20 protein-coding genes are annotated in these 20,744 nt (G+C 66.7%); 6 read left to right on the top strand and 14 right to left on the bottom strand.

The features are described 5' to 3' along the window. A complete protein-coding gene (locus HWX25_RS00485) occupies window positions 1-1,383 on the bottom strand; it encodes an MFS transporter (protein ID WP_175906446.1) in 1,383 nt (460 codons plus the stop codon). A gap of 138 nt (window positions 1,384-1,521) precedes the next feature. Here HWX25_RS00485 and HWX25_RS00490 point away from each other — a divergent pair, with 138 nt between their 5' ends. Next, window positions 1,522-2,427, top strand: a complete 906-nt coding sequence (locus tag HWX25_RS00490; RefSeq protein WP_124628505.1) for a LysR family transcriptional regulator — start codon at window positions 1,522-1,524, stop codon at window positions 2,425-2,427. A gap of 32 nt (window positions 2,428-2,459) precedes the next feature. On the opposite strand, the gene iaaH is transcribed toward HWX25_RS00490, so the two are convergent. From iaaH to HWX25_RS00520, 6 genes are all read right to left on the bottom strand, one after another. Next, on the bottom strand, window positions 2,460-3,881 hold the full coding sequence (gene iaaH / locus HWX25_RS00495) for an indoleacetamide hydrolase (protein WP_175906447.1): 1,422 nt from the start codon (window positions 3,879-3,881) through the stop codon (window positions 2,460-2,462). Window positions 3,882-3,988: 107 nt separating this feature from the next. Further along, on the bottom strand, window positions 3,989-5,521 hold the full coding sequence (locus HWX25_RS00500; RefSeq protein ID WP_175906449.1) for an amino acid permease: 1,533 nt from the start codon (window positions 5,519-5,521) through the stop codon (window positions 3,989-3,991). 139 nt (window positions 5,522-5,660) lie between these two features. Then, window positions 5,661-6,125, bottom strand: a complete 465-nt coding sequence (locus tag HWX25_RS00505) for an Lrp/AsnC family transcriptional regulator (protein ID WP_059524722.1) — start codon at window positions 6,123-6,125, stop codon at window positions 5,661-5,663. A 101-nt stretch (window positions 6,126-6,226) separates the two neighbouring features. Further along, a complete protein-coding gene (locus tag HWX25_RS00510; RefSeq protein WP_175906451.1) occupies window positions 6,227-6,985 on the bottom strand; it encodes an amidinotransferase in 759 nt (252 codons plus the stop codon). A gap of 231 nt (window positions 6,986-7,216) precedes the next feature. Further along, entirely contained in the window at window positions 7,217-8,470 is a 1,254-nt protein-coding gene (locus tag HWX25_RS00515; RefSeq protein ID WP_175906453.1) for a DUF1479 domain-containing protein, read from the bottom strand. A gap of 112 nt (window positions 8,471-8,582) precedes the next feature. Continuing rightward, the gene (locus tag HWX25_RS00520; protein ID WP_175906455.1) at window positions 8,583-8,972 is read right to left on the bottom strand and encodes a VOC family protein; all 390 of its coding nucleotides are present in this window, start codon (window positions 8,970-8,972) and stop codon (window positions 8,583-8,585) included. 71 nt (window positions 8,973-9,043) lie between these two features. On the opposite strand from HWX25_RS00520, the gene HWX25_RS00525 reads away from it, so the two are divergent. After that, window positions 9,044-10,012: an AraC family transcriptional regulator gene (locus HWX25_RS00525; RefSeq protein WP_059525641.1), complete on the top strand. Its 969-nt coding sequence runs from the start codon at window positions 9,044-9,046 to the stop codon at window positions 10,010-10,012. A gap of 90 nt (window positions 10,013-10,102) precedes the next feature. On the opposite strand, the gene gltA is transcribed toward HWX25_RS00525, so the two are convergent. The 7 genes from gltA to HWX25_RS00560 all read right to left on the bottom strand — a co-directional run bounded on the left by gltA (window position 10,103) and on the right by HWX25_RS00560 (window position 16,025). Beyond that, entirely contained in the window at window positions 10,103-11,404 is a 1,302-nt protein-coding gene (gene gltA, locus HWX25_RS00530) for a citrate synthase (RefSeq protein WP_050011289.1), read from the bottom strand. A gap of 53 nt (window positions 11,405-11,457) precedes the next feature. Next, on the bottom strand, window positions 11,458-11,730 hold the full coding sequence (locus HWX25_RS00535; RefSeq protein ID WP_059450790.1) for a succinate dehydrogenase assembly factor 2: 273 nt from the start codon (window positions 11,728-11,730) through the stop codon (window positions 11,458-11,460). A gap of 8 nt (window positions 11,731-11,738) precedes the next feature. Further along, window positions 11,739-12,440: a succinate dehydrogenase iron-sulfur subunit gene (locus HWX25_RS00540; protein ID WP_011658352.1), complete on the bottom strand. Its 702-nt coding sequence runs from the start codon at window positions 12,438-12,440 to the stop codon at window positions 11,739-11,741. Between the two features lie 21 nt (window positions 12,441-12,461). Then, window positions 12,462-14,237, bottom strand: a complete 1,776-nt coding sequence (gene sdhA / locus HWX25_RS00545; RefSeq protein ID WP_175906457.1) for a succinate dehydrogenase flavoprotein subunit — start codon at window positions 14,235-14,237, stop codon at window positions 12,462-12,464. Between the two features lie 3 nt (window positions 14,238-14,240). Further along, window positions 14,241-14,609, bottom strand: a complete 369-nt coding sequence (gene sdhD, locus HWX25_RS00550) for a succinate dehydrogenase, hydrophobic membrane anchor protein (protein WP_006399546.1) — start codon at window positions 14,607-14,609, stop codon at window positions 14,241-14,243. A gap of 4 nt (window positions 14,610-14,613) precedes the next feature. Further along, window positions 14,614-15,030 (bottom strand): succinate dehydrogenase, cytochrome b556 subunit, encoded by a 417-nt coding sequence (gene sdhC, locus HWX25_RS00555; RefSeq protein WP_059601793.1) that lies wholly within the window; start codon window positions 15,028-15,030, stop codon window positions 14,614-14,616. A 170-nt stretch (window positions 15,031-15,200) separates the two neighbouring features. Continuing rightward, window positions 15,201-16,025: a GntR family transcriptional regulator gene (locus HWX25_RS00560; RefSeq protein WP_082721900.1), complete on the bottom strand. Its 825-nt coding sequence runs from the start codon at window positions 16,023-16,025 to the stop codon at window positions 15,201-15,203. Between the two features lie 288 nt (window positions 16,026-16,313). Between HWX25_RS00560 and HWX25_RS00565 the strand changes: the two genes are divergently transcribed. From HWX25_RS00565 to HWX25_RS00580, 4 genes are all read left to right on the top strand, one after another. Then, window positions 16,314-17,300 (top strand): malate dehydrogenase, encoded by a 987-nt coding sequence (locus tag HWX25_RS00565; RefSeq protein ID WP_044843799.1) that lies wholly within the window; start codon window positions 16,314-16,316, stop codon window positions 17,298-17,300. A 183-nt stretch (window positions 17,301-17,483) separates the two neighbouring features. Further along, complete coding sequence (locus tag HWX25_RS00570) at window positions 17,484-18,488, top strand: aldolase/citrate lyase family protein (RefSeq protein WP_059818788.1); 1,005 nt, start codon at window positions 17,484-17,486, stop codon at window positions 18,486-18,488. Between the two features lie 223 nt (window positions 18,489-18,711). Continuing rightward, the gene (locus tag HWX25_RS00575) at window positions 18,712-19,221 is read left to right on the top strand and encodes a hypothetical protein (protein WP_175906459.1); all 510 of its coding nucleotides are present in this window, start codon (window positions 18,712-18,714) and stop codon (window positions 19,219-19,221) included. Between the two features lie 32 nt (window positions 19,222-19,253). Then, window positions 19,254-20,705 (top strand): bifunctional 2-methylcitrate dehydratase/aconitate hydratase, encoded by a 1,452-nt coding sequence (locus tag HWX25_RS00580; RefSeq protein WP_175906461.1) that lies wholly within the window; start codon window positions 19,254-19,256, stop codon window positions 20,703-20,705. Window positions 20,706-20,744: the final 39 nt, after the last annotated feature.

A 20,744-nucleotide genomic window follows, 5' to 3' on the forward strand; every position in this document is an offset into this window, starting at 1 on the left:
TCACGAACGTTGAGAAGCCGCACGCCCGGCGGGCGCACGGTGCGCGGCGAGGCGCGCGACGAACGGCAGCGGCAGCAGCGTCGCCAGCGCTGCCAGGCCGAAACATTGCTGGTACGGCAGCCGCCCGTCGTCCCCGTGCATCGACAGCAGGAAGTTCAACGCGCTGCCCAGCACCGCGACGCCGAGACAGAAGCTCAGTTGCCGGTTGATGTTCCACAGCGCGCTCGCGTCGCCCATTCGCGCGGCGGGGACATCGAGAAACGCCGCGCTTTGCGACGTGCTCGTGCACATGCTGGCGCCGAGCCCCATCGCGACGAACGCGAGCACGCGCCCGGCCTCGAAACCTGCAAGCGGGGTCGCGAGCAACACGATCCCGATCGCGTCGATCGCAATCCCGCACATGAACAGCGGCTTCGGCCCCCACTTCGGGAAACAACGGCGCGTCGTCGCGATCGCGGCGAACGACGCGATCGCCCACGGCACCATCAGCGCGCCCGTATGCGTCGCACTGAGCCCGAGCGCGTTCTGCAGATACAGCGCGGCGACGAGGTTCACGCCGGTAAACACGCCCGGCACGCACAGGTAGACGATCAGCCCGATCCGCAGCAGCGGCTGCGCAACCAGGCGCAGGTCGAGCAGCGGCGCGGCAGCCCGGCGCGCGTGCGCGACATACGCTCCACCGGCGACGAGCGCGATCGCGAGCGGAACGAACGCGTCGCGGCCCGCGCCCGGCTGTCCCGCGAACGTCAGGCCGAGCAGCAGCGCAACGAGCGCCGCGGCGCTCAGCCCGAGGCCGCGCACGTCGAGCGCCGGCGGACTGCCGTCCGGTTCGTCGGCCGGCAGCCACGCGAACGCGAGCATGCTCGTGACCGCGGCGAGCGGCAGCATTCCGAAGAAGATCGCCCGCCACGACACGCGATCCACGACCACGCCGCCCAGCGCCGGCGACAGCGCCGGCACGAGCAGCGCGACCATCATCACGATCGACGTCAGATGCGCCCGCGCATCGGGCGGATACGCACGATAGGCCATCGTCTGCCCGACCGGGATCAGCAATCCGCCGCCGAGCCCCTGGATCAGCCGCCATGCCAGCAGTGCGCCGATCGACGCCGACAGGCCGACGCCGAGGCTGCCGAGCGCGAACAGCAGCAGCGACGCGATCAGCAGCCGGCGCTCGCCGAAGCGGCGCGCGAGCCACGTACCGAGCGGGATCACGACCGTCAGCCCGAGCACGTACGCGTTGCCGATCCACGCCAGCTGCGCGACCGACGCGTGCAGCTCGCGCTGGATCGTCGGATAGGCGGCGTTGATGACGAACATGTTGGCGAGGTCGATCGCGAACCCGAGCAGATAGACGGCGGCGATTTTCGAGCGATCGGTCATGGCGGCGGAAGACGAACGAAACGCCGCAGTGTAAGGTTCGCCGCGCACGTCGATAAGCCCGGCCGGACGGCAGGACTGGTCGAAAAATTTTGACAATCAGGGCACCATGTCGGTTTTCCGTCTCGGATCCGACACGCCATGGTGAGTCTCGATCGTTTCGCTGTCTTCCGCGCCGTCGTGGAAGCAGGGTCGTTTACGGCCGCCGCCGCCCAGCTGAACCAGGCCCGGGCCGCGGTGAGCTTCAACATCAAGCAGCTGGAAGCCGAGCTCGGCGTCACCCTGCTCACGCGCACCACGCGGCGCGTCGAGCTGACCGACGCGGGCGAGCGCTTCCATGCGCGCTGCCTGCGCGTGCTGGAGGAAGCCGAAAGCGCGATCGAGGACGCGCGCAGCGAGCATGGCGGGATGCACGGCGTGCTGCGCGTGACGTCAACCGTCGAGTACGGGACGATGGTCGTCGCCCCCGCACTGCACACGTTCATGCAGCGGCATCCCGCGCTGCGCGTGCGGCTCGAAACGCATGCGTCGCAGGTCGATCTGGTGCGCGAGCGCGTCGACGTGGCGATCCGGCTCGGCCGCCTCGAACAGTTCCAGGATCTGCCGTACCGCGGCGCGTGCCTCGCGACGTACGAAGTGCGGCCCGTGATCGCGCCGTCACTGCTCGCCGCGGCCGGCCTGTCGCACATCGAGTCGCCGGACACGCTCGCCCGGCTGCCGCAGCTCGGCCATACGCGGCTCGAGCGCATCGCCACGTGGCCGCTCGCCGATCGCGACGGCAACCCGCACGCGTTCCGGCCCGGTGCCAAGCCGCGCGTCGTGGTCGACAACGCGTCGGTCCTGCGCGTGCTCGCGCGGCAAGGCAGCGGTGTCGCACTGCTGCCCGAATGGCTCGTGCGAGACGATCTCGCGAGCGGCGCGCTGGTCGATGCGCTCCCCGGCTACCGGTTTCCGCCGCAGGCCGTCTATGCGCTGTACCCGTCGACCCCGCACGTACCGCAGAAAGTACGTGCATGGGTCGACTTCATGAAGGCATATCTCGCCTGAACCCGGCGTGAACGTGGCAGGCGCGCGGCGACTCACGCGCGCGCCGCATCGTCCCGCAGCAGCGCGTCGATCCGCCGGGCGATCGCGAGCAGACGGCGATCGCCGCCCCATGGCCCTTCCAGCATCAGCCCGACCGGCAGCGCCGTTTGCGGGGAGCGTCCGGCCGGGATCGAGACGGACGGCACGCCGGCGAGCGTCGCCGGCGAAGTCTGGCGTGCGACGCGCGCGAACAGCGCCGCATCCTGCGCGGCGGTCATCGCGGCCGTGTCGTTGAGCGACGGCGGCTCGCCCGGCACAGTCGGCATCGCGATGCAGTCGACCGGCGTACCGAACGCGTCGTCGTACCAGCGCACGAGACGCCGACGGCACCCGATCGCGTCCGCATACGCCTGCGCATCGACTGGCGTAGACACGAACGACCGGAAGATCGCGCGCACGTCGTCGCTCGCGATCCGCTCGACGAACGTGTCGAACGGGATGCCGAGCCGTTCCGCCGCGAAGCGGCGCCAGTAATGGTTCGCCTCGTATCCGACGAGCGGAAAGCCGCATGCTTCGCTGGCCTCGTGCAGCGGCATCGCCGGCAACGGCACGAGCGTCGCGCCGGCCGCCGCGAACGACGCGAGCGCACGCTCGATGCAGCTCGCGACGCCTGGATCGAGCGCGTCGAAATACGGTGCACCCGGCACGCCGATGCGCAACTGCGGCCACTCGGGCGCGGTCGCGATGCTGTCGTCGCGCGTCAGCACCGCGTCGAGCAGCAGCAGATCGTCGATGCCATGTCCGATCGGCCCCACCGTGTCGCGCGTGGGCGACAGCGACAGCACGCCGTGCGCCGAATAGCGCTGCGCGGACGGCCGCAATCCGTAGACACCACAGAATGCGGCCGGAATCCGCACCGAGCCGCCCGTATCGGTACCGAGACCGAACGGGATACCGGCCGCGACGGCCGCCGCCGTGCCGCCGCTCGACCCGCCGGCGATACGCCGCGGATCCTGCGGATTGCCGACGGCGCCGAAGTGCCGGTTGCCGCTCGTGATGCCGAACGCAAGCTCGTGCATGTTCGCCTTGCCGAGCGGCACCGCGCCGGCGTCAAGCAGACGCCGCACGGTCAGCGCGTCCGAGGCCGCCCGATAGCCGTTCACCGCCGGGCTCGCGCCGAGCGTCGGCATCCCGGCGGTATCGAGGTTGTCCTTGATCACGAACGGCACGCCGGCAAGCGGTAACACGTCGCCCTGGGCGACGCGCGCATCGACGTGCTCGGCCGTGCGGCGCGCGAGTTCGCCATCGACGTGCACCATCGCATTGAGCGGCGCGATCGACGCGAGACGCGCGAGCGCGTCGTCGGCCAGATCGACAGCGCGGCGTTCGGCCGTGCGCACGGCATCGGCAAGCTCGCGCACGCTGGCGGCGGAAACGAATGAAGAGGAAGAAACGCGGTTCGGCTGTATTGTCATGTTGTGTGCTGGACGCGGAATCGATCGGGAAACGCGCGACGTGCCGGAGGCCCTGTCCGGCACGCTACGCGAAGGCGATGGTATCCCGGCCCGCGGCCGCATGCACGCTACGCGCCGCGCGACGACCGCTCGCGCGTTTCCCCCGCGTCGCCGACCGGGCGCGTCAGCCACGGCCCGATCTCCATCTGCTCGTACCGCACGAGCCGGCTCTTGCGCGCGCGGCGATACGCCCACCAGATCGCGACGAACAGCGGAATCCACACATAGATCGACAGCACTTCCATCCAGTCGATGCGAGCGGCGAAGAACGCCTGGTAATCCTGCCCGAGCGAGATCACGATGCAGATCGCGATCGCGAACAACGGCCCGAACGGGAACCACTTCGCGCGATACGGCAGCTGATCGAGCCGGTAGCCCTGCTTCAGAAAGCCCTTGCGGAACCGGTAGTGGCAGACCGCGATGCCGAGCCACGCGATAAAGCCGGTGATGCCGACCGTATTGAGCAGCCACAGATAGATGCGCTGGTTGTTGGTCAGTGACGTGAGGAAGCACAGCCCGCCCACCGCCATCGTCGCGTAAAGCGCGTTGCGCGGCACGCCGCCCGGCGACAGCGTCGCGAACATCGCGGGCGCACGGCCTTCCGCCGCGAGGTTGTACAGCATCCGCGTCGCCGCATACGTGCCGGAGTTGCCGGCCGACAGCACGGCCGTCAGGATCACGAGGTTCATCGCGCCCGCGGCGAGCGGAAAGCCCGCATGGCTGAACACGAGCGTGAACGGGCTCACGCCGATGTCGGTCACGTCGCTCTTCAGCAGGTTCGGGTCGGTGTACGGCACCAGCAGGCCGATCACGAAGATCGCGAGCACGTAGAACAGCATGATCCGCCAGAAGATCTGCTTCACCGCGCGCGGGATCGTCTTGCGCGGGTTTTCCGATTCGCCGGCCGTGATCCCGACCAGCTCGGTGCCGAGAAACGAGAAGCCCGCGATCAGCGCAACGCTCATCATCGCGTGCACGCCGCCGACGAACGGCGCATCGCCGGTCCTGAAGTTGCGCCAGCCGACGGGATGCCCGTTGCCGAGCAGGCCAGCCGCGATCAACAACCCCGCCGCGATGAACGCGATCACGGTGACGACCTTGATCAGCGAGAACCAGTATTCGGATTCGCCAAAGCCGCGCACCGACAGCGTGTTCAGCAGGAAGATCAGCACCAGGAAGCCCGCGCCCCACCACACGCCCGGCACGGCTGGAAACCAGTAGCGCATCACGATCTGCCCGGCGACGAGTTCGATCGCGATCGTCACCGCCCAGCTGTACCAGTAGGTCCAGCCGAGCGCGACGCCGAAGCCTTCGTCGACGTACTTCTCGCCGTAGATCGCGAACGAGCCCGACACCGGCATCAGCGCGGCCATCTCGCCGAGCCCGGTAACGACGAAGTAGACCATCAGCCCGATCGCGACATACGCGGCGATCGCGCCGCCCGGCCCCGCCTGCGCGACCGATGCGCCCGACGCGACGAACAGCCCCGTGCCGATCGAGCCGCCGATCGCGATCATCGCGATGTGGCGACTCTGCAGCCGGCGCTTCAGCGCCGTTCCGGACGGTGCGGCCGTCTCCACTGCCGCTTGCAAAGCATCCATAGTGTTCACCCTGATTGGATTCGGTCCGCTCCAATTGATTCGGAATACCAACCGATTGGCCCGGTTATTCGCGTCGAAGAACGGTCCTGTTCGCCGGGCCGCGCGTCCGATGCCGGCGGCCCGGACGCACACGACCGCGTCAGACGACGCTGCGCTTGATCGCCTGCAGCTCGGCCGTCGTCACGATCTTCTCGATCCGGAACCGCTGACTTTCCAGCCACATGTTCGCGATCCGCCGGTATTCGTCGAGATCCTCGCACGCGAGCCGCACGAGAAAATCGAACGTGCCGCTGACGAGCCAGCAGTCGAGCACCGCCGGGTTGTTCCGCATCTCGTCCTCGAACGGCGCCTGCGAACGCCCGTGGTCGGCCAGCACGATCTGCGCGATCACGACGATCGGCTTGGTCGCGCGCGGCGCCTTGATCACCGCGCGATAGCCTTCGATCACGCCGAGCGCCTCGAGCCGCTCCACGCGCGCCTGACATGGGCGCGGCGTGAGGTTCACGAGCTCCGACAGCTTCCGGTACGAAATCCGTCCGTCGGTGCGCAGGATGTCGAGGATCCGGAGGTCGATCTTGTCGAGCTGCATCTTCTTGTCGGTCATCCGCGTTCGCTCCGGTCGGGTGGTGGCTGGCGCGTGGAGCGTCTGCTCCAGTTCCGCGCGGGGGCCACATTATCCGGCCGAAGCGGCCGCGCGCCAATCGGCTAGAAGCGCAGCGACAGGCAGGTCAGGCCGCCGTCCATCTTGCGGAACTCGCTCGTGTCGATCACGTGCAGCGGCAGCCCGAGCGAGCCGATCGCGTCGTGCACGCGCGGATAGCCGGCCGGTGTGATCAGCGTGCCGTTCACGCGCAGCGTGTTGCCCGCGTATTCATCGGCGGCCGAGATGGCGATCCGGCGATAGTCGGCGAACGCCGGATGCTCGGCCAGCGCCTCGGTCACGAGCAGCGTGTCGTCGCCGAGCGCGTTGACCACCGATTTCAGATGCAGGCCGGCGCCGACCGGCACCGCGACGACCGAGTAGCCGTAGCGCGACACCAGCGACTCGAACGCGGCGATGCCCTCGGCATCGGTGCGGCTCGTCAGGCCGATGTAGAAGCGCTTGCCGACGAGCATCACGTCGCCGCCGTCGAGGCGGCCCGCCTGCATCGGCAGCAGGTCGCGATGCGCGCCGAGCGCCGCTTCGATATGCGCCGTCTCGCCGCGCCGCGCGGGTGCGCCGGGGCGCGTGATCACCGCTAATTCGGGGGTGACGACAGCGACGTCCTCGACGAAGTGCGAATCGGGAAACGCGTCCAGCGGCGGCAGTTCGGTCAGTTCGACACCGAGGCCGCGCAGCGCGTCGCAGTATGCGTGGAACTGCGTGAGCGTCTTGTCGTAGTCGGGCGCGCCGAGCGCGGCGGTGGTGAGACCCGCGCCGCAGGACGGCGCGGGACGGCGAACGATCGCTTGCGTGAATTGCATCGACTCCTCCATGGTCACGCTGCCCCGTGCGGCGCGCGGGGCAGCTGCGTTGTGTCCGGACCATTATCGGAAGCCAAATTGCGCAATTCGCGTCGAATTCGGGCGTGCCCGCAGCCGATCGCGTCGAATTGCGTGCGTGACGCAGCGGATTCGGCAGACGGCTGGCGTGCGCGGCGCAAACGCACCGTACGCGGATGCCGGAGCGACCGACGCGTCCATGCGCTGCATCCGTTATGCGGCGACAGGCGCGAACCCCATTTGCGCACGCCCCAGCGCCGTCAGATCGCCCTCGCCGCCGCGTCCGTCGAAATCGACCTCGAAATGATCGGCCGGGAAATCGGGCGGGCTGTCGCCGCGCAGGAACGCGAGCCGCTGGCGCTGGAGGTACGCATCGTTCTTCGCGCAACCGGGCGCGGCCGCGATGTACATCACGTTGCTGTCGCCGCTGCCGCGATGCGCATCCTCGACCGCATGCACGACGTCGCCATGCCAGAACACCGCATCGCCCGGCTCCATGTGCGGGATCGGCACCAGCGCGTCGAGCAGCAGCGCATGCCATTCGGGCAGGATCGACAGCGCGCGCCCCGGACGCGCGCCGCACAGGTCGTCGTCGGCGACGTCGTCCTGCAGCGCACGCAGCACGACGTACGCCATCGCGTTCGCGACCGGGATCAGCTGCAGCGTGCCGTCGCCGGGCCCTTGCGGCGTCAGCGCAGTCCAGCCCTGGAACGTGCGGAACATCGAGCACACGGCCGGCGACGGAATCTCCTCGACGTCCGGGCGAAACGCGGCGTCGAACGGATCGTAATCGCGCCAGTGGCCGGCCAGCACGTGGCGGTAGACCTGCCGGAAATTCGCGCCGAGCCAGCGTTCGACAGAGCCGCCGTCGACGTGCGGCGACAGCCCGAGCGACGTCGAGCCCGGTGGCCGGCGGCGGATCCGGTCCGCGTAGGCCTGCACCTGGTCGGGATCGAAATGCGTGCGCGCGCCGTCCGCATGACGCCACAGCCGGTTCAGGAACACGCGTGCCCGCGTGAGGGCCGGCGACTGGCGCGCGGCCACCTGCGGCTTCGACCAGTAGACGCCGTAGATCTGCGGCTTGCCGGACGCGAGGTTACCGAAGTATCGGTCCTCGGCGCGCGCATGCAGCCGCTCGGCGAAGCGGTTCGCGTCCAGATAGGCGCCGATCTCGTCGTTCCAGTCGCGCGCCTGCTGCGCGTCGAACACACCGCGGATCACCGCCGCGCCATGCGCACGGATCGCGGCGATCGCCCGCGGATCGACGGTGTCGTTCGCGATATCCGCGAATCGCAGCACCGGAATCACGTCGCGGCCTTGCGCGTGCGCGCGGCGGATCGCGTCGACCTGCCGCGCGATATCGCCCTCCAGCTCGCGGAACGTGGCCGCGTACCCGGGCAGATCGGCGCGCAGCGCCCGTTTCGCCGTGCGGACCGCGGCCGGCAGATCGTCAATCGTCAGGTGCATCGTCGTCTCCTCGCTGAATCGTGTGTCGTGTCGAGCATTCAGCGTACGGCCGACGCGGCGCCGTCATCGACACTATCCGGTCAACTATCGATACAATCCCGACAACCACTCGCTACTCGGGGCGATGGCAGACCACGCACAGCTTGTTGCCGTCCGGGTCGCGGAAATACGCGCCGTAGTAGTCGGCGTGATAGTGCGGCCGCAGCCCCGGCGGGCCGTCGCAGGTGCCGCCCTGCTGCAGCGCGAGCGCATGACAGCGGTCGACCCGCGCGCGCGTCGCCACGTCGAACGCGATCGTATGGCCGTTGCCCGGTTCGGGCGCGCGGCCGTCGAGGGGCCAGCCGAAGAAGAACAGCGGCCGGTCGGCATCGGCCGGCATCCAGCCCGACCAGCCGTCCGGCTCGCTGAACTTCAGACGCAGCCCGAGCTCCGCGAACAGCGGCGCGTAGAAGTCGTACGCGCGCGCGGTATCGCTGACGCCTACGCAAACATGTGAAAACATGGCATCGCTCCGTCGTGACGATCGATCACGATCATGCCACGGCGCGCTGCCCCGCTCGACCGGAGGTCGCGATGAAGCCGCAATACGAGCATGTGACGTTCGCCCCCGGCTGTTCGATTCGCGTGTATCACCGTCAACTCGCGCACATTCCGTTCGAATGGCATCGACATCCCGAATACGAACTGACGCTGACGCTGAACAGCCGAGGCCGGCGCTTCGTCGGCGATCATGTTGCCCGTTACGGGGACGACGACCTGGTGCTCGTCCCGCCCAACCTGCCGCACACGTGGTCGTCGAATGCGCGCATCGATCGTGACGCGCCGGAAGTCGCGCTCGTCGTCTGGTTCGACGGCGACTGGGCACGGCGCATGGCCGACTGCTGCCCCGAGTACGCGCCGCTGCGCTCGCTGCTGCGTCGCGCGGCGCCTGGTCTCGCATTCGACGCCGAGACAGCCCGCGCGATGCGCGCGCGGTTGCCGCAGTTGCTCGACTCATCGCCGCGCGTCCGCCTCGCGGCCGCACTCGACACGCTCGCCGATCTCGCTGAAGCCGGCGGCGAACCGCTCGCCACCGCCCAGGCCTACGGCCGGCCCGACGCAGCCGCGTCATCGGCCGACTCGGCCGCACCCGAAGCCGAACGCCTCGACCGCGTGCTCGACGCGATCGACCGGCGCTTCCATGAGCCGCTGCGCATCGACGCGCTCGCCGCCGTCGCGCACATGTCCGAACGCACGCTGCAGCGGCTGTTCGTGCGGCACCTCGGCGAAAGTGTCGGCCGCTACGTGCAACGGCTGCGGCTCGCGCATGCGTGCCGCCACCTGGTGGGCACCGACTGGCCGATCGCGACGGTCGCCGCGCGCTGCGGCATTCCGAATGCCGCGAACTTCAACCGCCAGTTCCTCGCCGCGCGCGGGATGACGCCCGGCGCATACCGGCAGTTCTTCGCGCGGCATGGCCACGCTCCCGACGCCGGCGCGCCGCCACCGCTCGACACGCGGCCGCCGTCGCTGGAACGCCATGCCGTTCGGCCGCGCAAATGAAAACACCCCGGCGGGATGACCCACCGGGGTGTCGGGGCGTTGCGATTGCCGGACGCGAGCGGCCTTGCGGCCGTTCGCGCCGCGCACGACTCAACGTGCGTTGAGCGGCTTCGCTTCGCGCGGCGTGTCGCCGATGAACAGCTGACGCGGACGGCCGATCTTCTGTTCCGGATCCGCGATCATTTCGTTCCACTGTGCGATCCAGCCGACCGTACGTGCCATCGCGAAGATACACGTGAACATCGACGTCGGGATGCCCAGCGCGCGCTGAACGATACCCGAGTAGAAGTCGACGTTCGGGTACAGCTTGCGCGACACGAAGTATTCGTCTTCCAGCGCGATCTTCTCGAGCTGCATCGCGAGCTTGAACAGCGGGTCGTCGTGCAGGCCGAGTTCGTTCAGCACTTCGTAGCACGTTTCGCGCATCAGCTTCGCACGCGGGTCGTAGTTCTTGTACACGCGGTGACCGAAGCCCATCAGCTTCACGCCCGAATTCTTGTCCTTCACCTGCTTGATGAATTCGGGGATGTTGTCCGGCGAACCGATCTGCTCGAGCATGTTCAGCGCGGCTTCGTTCGCACCGCCGTGCGCCGGGCCCCACAGACATGCGATACCGGCTGCGATACACGCGAACGGGTTCGCGCCCGACGAGCCGGCCAGACGGACCGTCGACGTCGAAGCGTTCTGCTCGTGGTCGGCGTGCAGGATCAGGATACGGTCGAGTGCGCGGACGAGCACGTCGTTGACCTTGTACTCTTCGCACGGGTTCGAGAACATCATGTGCATGAAGTTCGCGCTGTACGACAGTTCGTTCTTCGGATAAACGAACGGCTGGCCGATGCTGAACTTGTACGCCATCGCGACGAGCGTCGGCAGCTTCGCGATCATGCGGATCGCCGACACTTCGCGGTGACGCGGATCGTTGATGTCGAGCGAGTCGTGATAGAACGCCGACAGCGCGCCGACGGCAGCCACCAGCACTGCCATCGGGTGCGCGTCGCGGCGGAAGCCACGGAAGAAGAAGTGCATCTGCTCGTGCACCATCGTGTGCTTCGTGACGGTGTCGACGAATTCCTTCTTCTGTGCTGCGTTCGGCAGTTCACCCTTCAGCAGCAGGTAGCAGCTTTCGAGGAAGTCCGCGTTTTGCGCGAGATTGTCGATCGGGTAGCCGCGGTACAGCAGTTCGCCCTTGTCGCCGTCGATGTACGTGATCGCCGAATTACAAGCTGCCGTCGACATGAAGCCCGGGTCGTAAGTGAACTTGCCGGTTTGGCCGTACAGCTTGCGGATGTCGATCACGTCCGGGCCCATCGTCCCCTTGTAGATCGGCATTTCGACGCTCGGCGAATTGTCGCTGAACGATAGCGTGGCTTTAACATCAGACGGAGTCATGGCACATCCTCAATCGAAATAAAGAAACGGGATTCGATAACGGGCGTAACGCGTTACACGTTGCGCAGCATCTCCAACAGCCGGTGAACGTCCGGGCTGTCTAGGTCGCCCTCTGGTTCCTTGCGCGCGAGGAGCAAGTCCATCAGGTCGTTGTCGCTCAGATCGAGCAGGCGCGACAACGCGCCTACGTCTGCATCGGTGAGGTCATGCTCGTATCTGCTGAAGAAACGCTCGAATACGATGTCGTTTTCCAGCAGACCCCGCCGCGCGCGCCAGCGGAGGCGCGCGCGACGGTGCGGGTCGGATTGATGCGAATCGTCGCTCATCACAAACTTTAAACCGCGCGACGGACCATCAGTTCCTTGATCTTGCCGATCGCCTTCGTCGGGTTCAGGCCCTTCGGGCAAACGTCGACGCAGTTCATGATCGTGTGGCAACGGAACAGACGGTACGGGTCTTCCAGGTTGTCGAGACGCTCGCCGGTGGCGGTGTCGCGGCTATCGGCGATGAAGCGGTAAGCCTGCAGCAGGCCGGCCGGGCCGACGAACTTGTCCGGGTTCCACCAGAAGCTCGGGCACGACGTCGAGCAGCTCGCGCACAGAATGCACTCATACACGCCGTCGAGCTCGTCGCGTTCTTCCGGCGACTGGAGACGTTCCTTCTCCGGCGGCGGCGCGTCGTTGATCAGGTACGGCTTGATCGAGTGGTACTGGTTGAAGAAGTGCGTCATGTCGACGATCAGGTCGCGCACGACGGGCAGGCCCGGCAGCGGGCGCAGCACGATCTTCTGCGGCAGGTCGTTCAGGTTCGTCAGGCACGCCAGACCGTTCTTGCCGTTGATGTTCATCGCGTCGGAACCGCACACGCCTTCACGGCACGAGCGGCGGAACGACAGCGTCTCGTCCACGGCCTTCAGCTTGACCAGTGCGTCGAGCAGCATGCGCTCATGCTGGATCTCGAGCTCGTACGTCTGCATGCGCGGCGCCGCGTCCTTGTCCGGATCGTAGCGGTAGACTTCAAAAATGCGTTTTGCCATTTCGGATTCCTTTGACTCGGCTTAGAACGTGCGCGGCTTCGGCGGCACGGAGTCGACCGTCAGCGGCTTCATTTGAACCGGCTTGTAGTCGAGGCGATCGCCTTCGCTGTACCACAGCGTGTGGCGCAGCCAGTTGTCGTCGTCGCGATGTTCGAAATCGCTGTGTGCGTGCGCGCCGCGGCTTTCCTTGCGCGCTTCCGCCGACACCATCGTCGCGCGGGCGACTTCGATCAGGTTCTCCAGCTCGAGCGCTTCGACGCGCGCGGTGTTGAACACCTTCGACTTGTCCTTCAGGTGGATGTTTTCCACGCGTGCCTTCAGGCCGGCCATCTGGTCGACGCCTTCCTTCAGCAGTGCCGACGTGCGGAACACGCCTGCGTGCTTCTGCATCGTCGCGCGGATGTCGTTGGCGACGTCCTGCGTGTACTCGCCCGAGGTCGACTTGTCGAGCTTGTTCAGACGCGCCAGCGAGAATTCGCCTGCATCGGCCGGCAGCGGCTTGTGTTCCTTCTGGTTCTTCACGTGCTCGACGATGTGGTTGCCGGCCGCACGGCCGAACACCACGAGGTCCAGCAGCGAGTTCGTGCCGAGGCGGTTCGCGCCGTGCACGGACACGCACGAGCACTCGCCCACTGCGTAGAAGCCGTTGACCGGATCCTTGTGGCCGCGCGACGTGCCGACGACCTGACCATGGATGTTGGTCGGGATGCCGCCCATCTGGTAGTGAATCGTCGGGACGACCGGGATCGGTTCCTTGATCGCATCGACGTTCGCGAACTTCAGCGCGATTTCGCGGATCGACGGCAGACGCTTCATGATCGTCTCGGCGCCGATGTGCGACAGGTCGAGCAGCACGTGGTCCTTGTTCGGACCGACGCCGCGGCCTTCCTTGATTTCCTGGTCCATCGAACGCGACACGAAGTCACGCGGCGCCAGATCCTTCAGCGTCGGTGCGTAGCGTTCCATGAAGCGCTCGCCGTTCGCGTTGCGCAGGATGCCGCCTTCGCCGCGCACGCCTTCGGTGATCAGCACGCCCGCGCCGGCCACGCCGGTCGGGTGGAACTGCCAGAACTCCATGTCCTGCAGCGCGATGCCCGAGCGAGCGGCCATGCCGAGGCCGTCGCCGGTGTTGATGAACGCGTTGGTCGACGCCGCGAAGATCCGGCCTGCGCCGCCCGTCGCGAACAGCGTCGTCTTGCCTTCCATGATGTAGACGTCGCCCGTCTCCATCTCGAGGGCCGTCACGCCGAGCACGTCGCCGTCCGCGTCGCGGATCAGGTCGAGCGCCATCCATTCGACGAAGAATTGCGTCTTCGCTTCGACGTTCTGCTGGTACAGCGTGTGCAGCAGCGCGTGACCGGTACGGTCGGCGGCCGCGCAAGCGCGCTGGACCGGCTTCTCACCGTAGTTCGCGGTATGGCCGCCGAACGGACGCTGGTAGATCGTGCCGTCCGCGTTACGGTCGAACGGCATGCCGAAGTGTTCCAGTTCGTACACGACGTTCGGTGCTTCGCGGCACATGAACTCGATCGCGTCCTGGTCGCCGAGCCAGTCGGAACCCTTGATCGTGTCGTAGAAGTGGAAGTGCCAGTTGTCTTCGCTCATGTTGCCGAGCGACGCGCCGATGCCGCCCTGTGCGGCCACCGTGTGCGAACGGGTCGGGAACACCTTCGACAGCACGCCGACCGACAGGCCCGCGCGCGACAGTTGCAGCGCTGCGCGCAAGCCCGAGCCGCCCGCGCCGACGATCACCACGTCGAACTTGCGGCGCGGCAGGGAAGTTTTGATTGCAGCCATTCTTTACACTCTCCAGAGAATCTGCGCGGCGTAGCCCGCACATGCGAGCAGCCAGACGATGGTCAGCGATTGCAGCAGCAGGCGCACACCGACGGGCTTCACGTAGTCCATCCAGATGTCGCGCACGCCGACCCATGCGTGGTAGAAGAGGGAAAGCAGCGTCACGAAGGTCGCGAGCTTCATCCATTGCGCGGAGAAGATCGATGCCCAGCCTTCGTACGAGAAGTCATGCGCGCCGAAGAACAGGACGAGCAGAATGACCGTGTAGACCGCCATGATCGTGGCGGTGACGCGCTGCGCGAGCCAGTCGCGCAGGCCGTAGTGAGCGCCGACGACGAGGCGCTTCGAGCCGATTCGGTTATTGGCTGCCATTTTCTTAGAATGCTCCGAACAGTTTGAGTGCCATGGCGATCGTCAGGGCGATCGAGACGACAAAGACGACGACGGCCGTCCGCTTGCCGCCTTCCTTCGAGACGGCGTCGTGATTGACGTCCATCAGCAGGTGGCGAATGCCGGCGCAGAAATGGTGGAGGAACGCCCAGGACAACGCGAGGACGATCAGCTTGACGACGATGTTGGAGAGGAAAGCCTTGAAGACTTCGAAGCTGAGCTCGGAGGTGAGGCTCTGATCGAAGAGGAACAGCAGGAACGGCAGGAACAGGAACAGCAGCGCGCCGCTGACTCGATGGAGGATCGACAATATCGCCGCCAAGGGCATGCGATATTTCATCGTGATATCGCCGAATCCGATGTTCCGGTATTCCGGCCTCGGCTTTCTTACTGCGTCAGTCATGCTAGACCCCTACTATGTTGTCACACTAATCCGCGATTTTAGCGCCTTTTTATATCGCGCTGCAGCGAAAGTCTGCTCTGGATCATTACGCGAACGGGAATAAAGGCGGCCCGAAACGTGCTACGCGAACATGGGAAGTGCGCGCGCACGCTGCTTGTGCCGATACGTCGTCAGCTCAAGTCATTCTGATAGTAATACCCGGTTGTGACATACCAGCCGCGTCGCACTTCCACCGGCCGGTCTCCGTATGTATAGGACACACGCTCCACAGACAGCAAAGGAAAACCCGCAGGCACGTGCAGCAGGTCGGCCACCGCCGGCTCCGCCGCCACCGCGCGGATCTTCTCCGTCGCGCGGATCATCCGCGTGCCGAATTCCGTCTCGAACATCGCGTAGAGCGGCCCCTTGTACTCGCTCAGCCGCTCGAACGTGAGCCCGCGGAACATCGCGCCCGGCAGCCAGATCTCGTCCAGCACCGTCACTTCGTTCTCGAACTCGAGCAGGCGGCGCACCTGCACGACCGGGTCGGCCGGCTTCAGGTCGAGCTGCCGCGCGATCTCGGCCGGCGCGCGCAGGCGCCGGCATTCGAGCAGGCGACTCACGTGCGGATGCTCGGCACCGTCGTCGGCCAGCAGACGCAGAAAGCGGAACTGCGCGCGATCTTCGTTGTGCGTTGCGACAAAAGTGCCCTTGCCCTGCCGCCGGACCACCAGGTTTTCGGCGGCCAGTTCGTCGATCGCCTTGCGAACGGTGCCCTGGCTGACCTTGTAACGGGCCGCGAGCTCCACTTCGCTCGGAATGATCTCGCCCGGCTTCCACTCGCCGGATTCCAGGCTTTGCGTGATCAATGACTTGATCTGCTGGTATAACGGACTGAAGGTCGGCGACGGCGAAGCGGCAGGCGCCGGCACGGAATCGGCCGCGCCCGGCTGCCCTGGGCCGCCTGCGCCGGTCGGATTCGCGTTGTTCGCCTGGTTCGATGTCATGGCGCGCATTTCATCACAAACCGCGCTTTTCCGTCCACTCAAATTCCGCAAAACATCTGTCTTATATAAGACATATGATACCGTTTGACTTTGGGTCCATCGGCTCCTACACTCCGGGGCGAGCAAGGGTTCGCGGGTGCAAAATGCGTCCCCGGCTACGTGCCACGGCCGTCTCCAGGTTCACCGCGTCTGCCTTTCGCGAGTCCTCCGCCCTGCTTCAATGCAACGCTACGCGTAACGCGCATAGAATGGCGTTTTGCCTAGCGTCCACCGCTTCACCCGTCCTGGAGATTTTCAATGGCTAAGCCCGCAAAGCGCGTTGCCGTCACCGGCGCCGCAGGTCAAATCGCTTACTCCCTGCTGTTCCGCATCGCGAACGGCGACCTGCTCGGCAAGGACCAGCCGGTCATCCTGCAACTGCTCGACCTCCCGCAAGCCCAAGCCGCCGTCAAAGGCGTCGTGATGGAACTCGACGATTGCGCGTTCCCGCTGCTCGCGGGCGTCGTGATCACCGACGATCCGAAGGTTGCATTCAAGGATGCGGACGTCGCGCTGCTGGTCGGTGCACGTCCGCGCTCGAAGGGCATGGAGCGCAAGGACCTGCTGTCGGCAAACGCCGAGATCTTCACGGTCCAGGGCGCCGCGCTGAACGAAGTCGCGAGCCGCGACGTGAAGGTGCTGGTCGTCGGCAACCCGGCGAACACCAACGCGTACATCGCGATGAAGTCGGCGCCGGATCTGCCGAAGAAGAACTTCACGGCAATGCTGCGCCTCGACCACAACCGCGCGCTGTCGCAGCTCGCGGCGAAGTCGGGCAAGCCGGTCGCATCGATCGAGAAGCTCGCCGTGTGGGGCAACCACTCGCCGACGATGTACCCCGACTTCCGCTTCGCGACCGTCGAAGGCGAGTCGCTGCTGAAGCTGATCAACGACGACGTGTGGAACCGCGACACGTTCATCCCGACCGTCGGCAAGCGCGGCGCGGCGATCATCGAAGCGCGCGGCCTGTCGTCGGCAGCGTCGGCGGCGAACGCGGCGATCGACCACGTGCGTGACTGGGTCCTCGGCACGAACGGCAAGTGGGTCACGATGGGCATCCCGTCGGACGGCTCGTACGGCATCCCCGAAGACATCATCTACGGCGTGCCCGTCACGTGTGAAAACGGCGAGTACAAGCGCGTCGAAGGCCTCGAAATCGACGCATTCTCGCGCGAGAAGATGGACGGCACGCTGGCCGAACTGCTCGAAGAGCGCGACGGCGTCGCTCACCTGCTGAAGAACTAAGCAGACTGCATGGCCGGGCCACCTCCGGGCGGTCCGGTCACGGCACGGGCGGCGGGCCGGCAGCCGGCCCCGCCGCCCGATCCGATCCGGGCACGTTTTGCCGCCCAGGCGCCCCGCGCGCCGGCCCAGAACGCGCCCGAATCCGATTTTCTCCACGTTGCCCGCCTCCTTGACGTAGAAGAGATGTCCGCGCTCACTCCTGCACAAGTGCTGTACGACGGGGCGTCCCCGCCCGCGATCCTGCCCTGCTGCGATCACTACGCGGGCAGCGAGAAGCTGATGCGCAAGTCGCTCGCGCTCCAGGCCGAACTCGGCCCCGTGTTCGACATCACGCTCGACTGCGAGGACGGCGCAGCCGTCGGCCAGGAAGCCGCGCACGCGCAGCTCGTCGCCGAACTTCTCGGCAGCGCCGAAAACCGCTTCGGGCGTGTCGGCGTCCGCATCCACGACTTTTCCCATCCCCACTGGCGCGACGACGTGCGCATCGTACTGCGCGCCGCGCGCGCGCCGGCCTACGTCACGCTGCCGAAGATCGCGAGCGCCGCGGACGCGGCCGAGATGGTCGCGTTCATCGAAGGCACGCGCCGCGAGCTCGGCCTCGCGCAGCCGATCCCGGTCGACGTGCTGGTCGAGACGCACGGCGCGCTCGCGCAGGCGGCCGCCCTCGCCGCGCTGCCGCTGGTCGGCACGCTCAGCTTCGGGCTGATGGACTTCGTGTCCGCGCATCACGGCGCGATTCCCGATGCGGCGATGCGCTCGCCCGGCCAGTTCGACCACCCGCTCGTGCGCCGTGCGAAGCTCGAAATCGCCGCCGCCTGCCACGCGCACGGCAAGACGCCGTCGCACAACGTGACGACGGAGGTGCGCGACATGGCCGTCGTCGCCGGCGACGCGCGTCGCGCGCGCGACGAGTTCGCGTTCACGCGGATGTGGAGCATCCATCCCGCGCAGATCCGCCCGATCGTCGACGCATTCGCGCCGCGCACCGATGAAGTCGCGCTGGCCGCCGAGATCCTGCTGGCCGCGCAGGCCGCCGACTGGGGCCCGACGCGCCACGGCGATACACTGCACGACCGCGCGAGCTACCGCTATTACTGGTCGGTGCTGCGCCGCGCACGGGCGACCGGCCAGCCGGTGCCGGCCGAGGCCGCGCCGCTGTTCGGCCCGGCCGCCGGAGACGCGCGGTGAGCGCGCGCCGACACACGCATTTCATCGAATCACCGGAGCGTGAACCCGAGACAGGTTTGCGAAACGACAAAAAACGTAACGGAGCCCGAAAACCTGAAATATGCGCGGCCAAATAGGTGAAAATAGCGGCCGCTGCGCGCTTCCGGGGCGCGTGCAGTTTCAAACCGGCCGACGGTGTCTGCCGCCGGCCCTTGTCAACTGATTATCGAAAGGTTCTGACTCCATGAAGAAACTCCTGATCGCTACCGCCATCGGCGCGTTGTCCGCCACGATGCTGGTGTCGGCTCCGAGCGCGTTCGCCCAGGATACGGCGACGACCGCGAAGAAGACGGCCAAGCGCCCGGCGCCGGCCAAGCGCATCGTTCCGCGCAGCAAGAAGGCGCAGGCGCGTGCCGCGGCCAAGGTCGATCCGGTACCGGACGGCGCAGTCAAGTGGGCGTGCAAGGACGGCCTGTCGTTCGACCTCGCCGGCGACATGAAGCGTGACCAGGTCGTCACGGTTCACTGGGCGAAGAAGAACTACAAGCTGCCGCGTCAGGCCACGACGACGGGCGCCGACACGTTCTACGATCCGGCCGCGGGCTTCAAGCTGGTCGTGATCCCGAGCAAGGCGATGCTGTTCAGCGACGCCAACGGCGGCGAGCGTCTCGCCGACGAATGCGTGACGCCGGAAATGGCGCAAGGCACGCCGGCTCCGACGCAATCGAACGAACTGAAGCCGGCAACGAACTAAGCGCCCGCGTCTTCACGCTCCCAGGCCCCTCGATGTCCGCCTCGGTCTCCAACGTCCGCCCCGCTCCGGATACGGTACTCGTCGATATCGTCGACTACGTGCTGAACACCGGAATCGACAGCGCGCTCGCGCTGGAGACGGCGCGTCATTGCCTGATCGACACGCTCGGATGCGGACTCGAGGCGCTGTCCTACCCGGCCTGCACCAAGCTGCTCGGCCCCGTCGTGCCCGGCACGATCGTGCCGAACGGCGCGAAGGTGCCCGGCACGTCCTTCCAGCTCGATCCCGTCCAGGCCGCTTTCGACATCGGCGCGATGATCCGCTGGCTGGATTTCAACGACACCTGGCTCGCCGCCGAATGGGGTCATCCGTCCGACAATCTCGGCGGAATCCTGGCGACGGCCGACTGGCTGTCCCGCACGGCCGTCGCGGCCGGCAGGAAGCCGCTTTCCATGCGCGACGTGCTCGTCGCGATGATCCAGGCCCACGAGATCCAGGGCTGCCTCGCACTCGAGAATTCGTTCAACGCGGTCGGGCTCGACCACGTGCTGCTCGTCAAGGTCGCGTCGACGGCCGTCGTCGGCCGCCTGCTCGGCCTCACGCGCGACGAGCTGATCAACGCGGTATCGAACGCATTCGTCGACGGCCAGGCGCTGCGCACGTACCGCCACGCGCCGAACACCGGTTCGCGCAAGTCGTGGGCGGCCGGCGACGCGACGTCCCGCGCGGTGCGCCTCGCGCTGATCGCGAAAACGGGTGAAATGGGCTACCCGTCGGCGCTCACCGCGAAAACCTGGGGCTTCTATGACGTGCTGTTCAACGGGCAGCCGTTCCGCTTCCAGCGCCCGTACGGCACGTACGTGATGGAGAACGTGCTGTTCAAGATCGCGTTCCCCGCCGAATTCCACGCGCAGACGGCCGCCGAGGCTGCGCTGCAACTGCACGCGCAGCTCACCGCGGCGGGCCGCACGACCGACGAGATCAGCCGGATCACGATCCGCACGCACGCGGCCGCGATCCGCATCATCGACAAGCAGGGTCCGCTCGCCAATCCGGCCGACCGCGATCATTGCATCCAGTACATGGTCGCCGTGCCGCTGCTGTTCGGCCGGCTGACCGCGGCCGATTACGAAGATGCGGTCGCCGCCGATCCGCGCATCGACGCGCTGCGCGCGAAAACCGTGTGCGTCGAGGATCCGCAGTTCACGAAGGATTACCATGACCCGGCCAAACGATCGATCGCGAATGCGCTGACGATCGAATTCGCGGACGGGTCGAAGCTTGCCGAAGTGGCGGTCGAATACCCGATCGGCCATCAGCGACGCCGTGCGGACGGCATCCCGCTCCTGGTCGAGAAGTTCAGGACCAACCTCGCCCGTCGCTTCCCGGCAAAGCAGCAACAAGCGATTCTCGACGTGTCGCTGGACCAGGCAAAGCTCGAAGCGATGCCGGTCGATGAGTACGTCGATCTGTACGTGATATAGCCGTCATTTACAGGACTCTTTGTTTCCTAGCCTTAAACC

The sequence above is a fragment of the Burkholderia sp. BCC1640 genome (assembly GCF_902833125.1).
Classification (GTDB): domain Bacteria; phylum Pseudomonadota; class Gammaproteobacteria; order Burkholderiales; family Burkholderiaceae; genus Burkholderia; species Burkholderia diffusa.

Bases quoted from the DNA above. Each gene is read 5' to 3' on its own strand.
- HWX25_RS00485 (WP_175906446.1), bottom strand. From the start codon at position 1,383: ATGACCGATCGCTCGAAAATCGCCGCCGTCTATCTGCTCGGGTTCGCG.
- HWX25_RS00490 (WP_124628505.1), top strand. From the start codon at position 1,522: ATGGTGAGTCTCGATCGTTTCGCTGTCTTCCGCGCCGTCGTGGAAGCA.
- iaaH (WP_175906447.1), bottom strand. From the start codon at position 3,881: ATGACAATACAGCCGAACCGCGTTTCTTCCTCTTCATTCGTTTCCGCC.
- HWX25_RS00500 (WP_175906449.1), bottom strand. From the start codon at position 5,521: ATGGATGCTTTGCAAGCGGCAGTGGAGACGGCCGCACCGTCCGGAACG.
- HWX25_RS00505 (WP_059524722.1), bottom strand. From the start codon at position 6,125: ATGACCGACAAGAAGATGCAGCTCGACAAGATCGACCTCCGGATCCTC.
- HWX25_RS00510 (WP_175906451.1), bottom strand. From the start codon at position 6,985: ATGCAATTCACGCAAGCGATCGTTCGCCGTCCCGCGCCGTCCTGCGGC.
- HWX25_RS00515 (WP_175906453.1), bottom strand. From the start codon at position 8,470: ATGCACCTGACGATTGACGATCTGCCGGCCGCGGTCCGCACGGCGAAA.
- HWX25_RS00520 (WP_175906455.1), bottom strand. From the start codon at position 8,972: ATGTTTTCACATGTTTGCGTAGGCGTCAGCGATACCGCGCGCGCGTAC.
- HWX25_RS00525 (WP_059525641.1), top strand. From the start codon at position 9,044: ATGAAGCCGCAATACGAGCATGTGACGTTCGCCCCCGGCTGTTCGATT.
- gltA (WP_050011289.1), bottom strand. From the start codon at position 11,404: ATGACTCCGTCTGATGTTAAAGCCACGCTATCGTTCAGCGACAATTCG.
- HWX25_RS00535 (WP_059450790.1), bottom strand. From the start codon at position 11,730: ATGAGCGACGATTCGCATCAATCCGACCCGCACCGTCGCGCGCGCCTC.
- HWX25_RS00540 (WP_011658352.1), bottom strand. From the start codon at position 12,440: ATGGCAAAACGCATTTTTGAAGTCTACCGCTACGATCCGGACAAGGAC.
- sdhA (WP_175906457.1), bottom strand. From the start codon at position 14,237: ATGGCTGCAATCAAAACTTCCCTGCCGCGCCGCAAGTTCGACGTGGTG.
- sdhD (WP_006399546.1), bottom strand. From the start codon at position 14,609: ATGGCAGCCAATAACCGAATCGGCTCGAAGCGCCTCGTCGTCGGCGCT.
- sdhC (WP_059601793.1), bottom strand. From the start codon at position 15,030: ATGACTGACGCAGTAAGAAAGCCGAGGCCGGAATACCGGAACATCGGA.
- HWX25_RS00560 (WP_082721900.1), bottom strand. From the start codon at position 16,025: ATGCGCGCCATGACATCGAACCAGGCGAACAACGCGAATCCGACCGGC.
- HWX25_RS00565 (WP_044843799.1), top strand. From the start codon at position 16,314: ATGGCTAAGCCCGCAAAGCGCGTTGCCGTCACCGGCGCCGCAGGTCAA.
- HWX25_RS00570 (WP_059818788.1), top strand. From the start codon at position 17,484: ATGTCCGCGCTCACTCCTGCACAAGTGCTGTACGACGGGGCGTCCCCG.
- HWX25_RS00575 (WP_175906459.1), top strand. From the start codon at position 18,712: ATGAAGAAACTCCTGATCGCTACCGCCATCGGCGCGTTGTCCGCCACG.
- HWX25_RS00580 (WP_175906461.1), top strand. From the start codon at position 19,254: ATGTCCGCCTCGGTCTCCAACGTCCGCCCCGCTCCGGATACGGTACTC.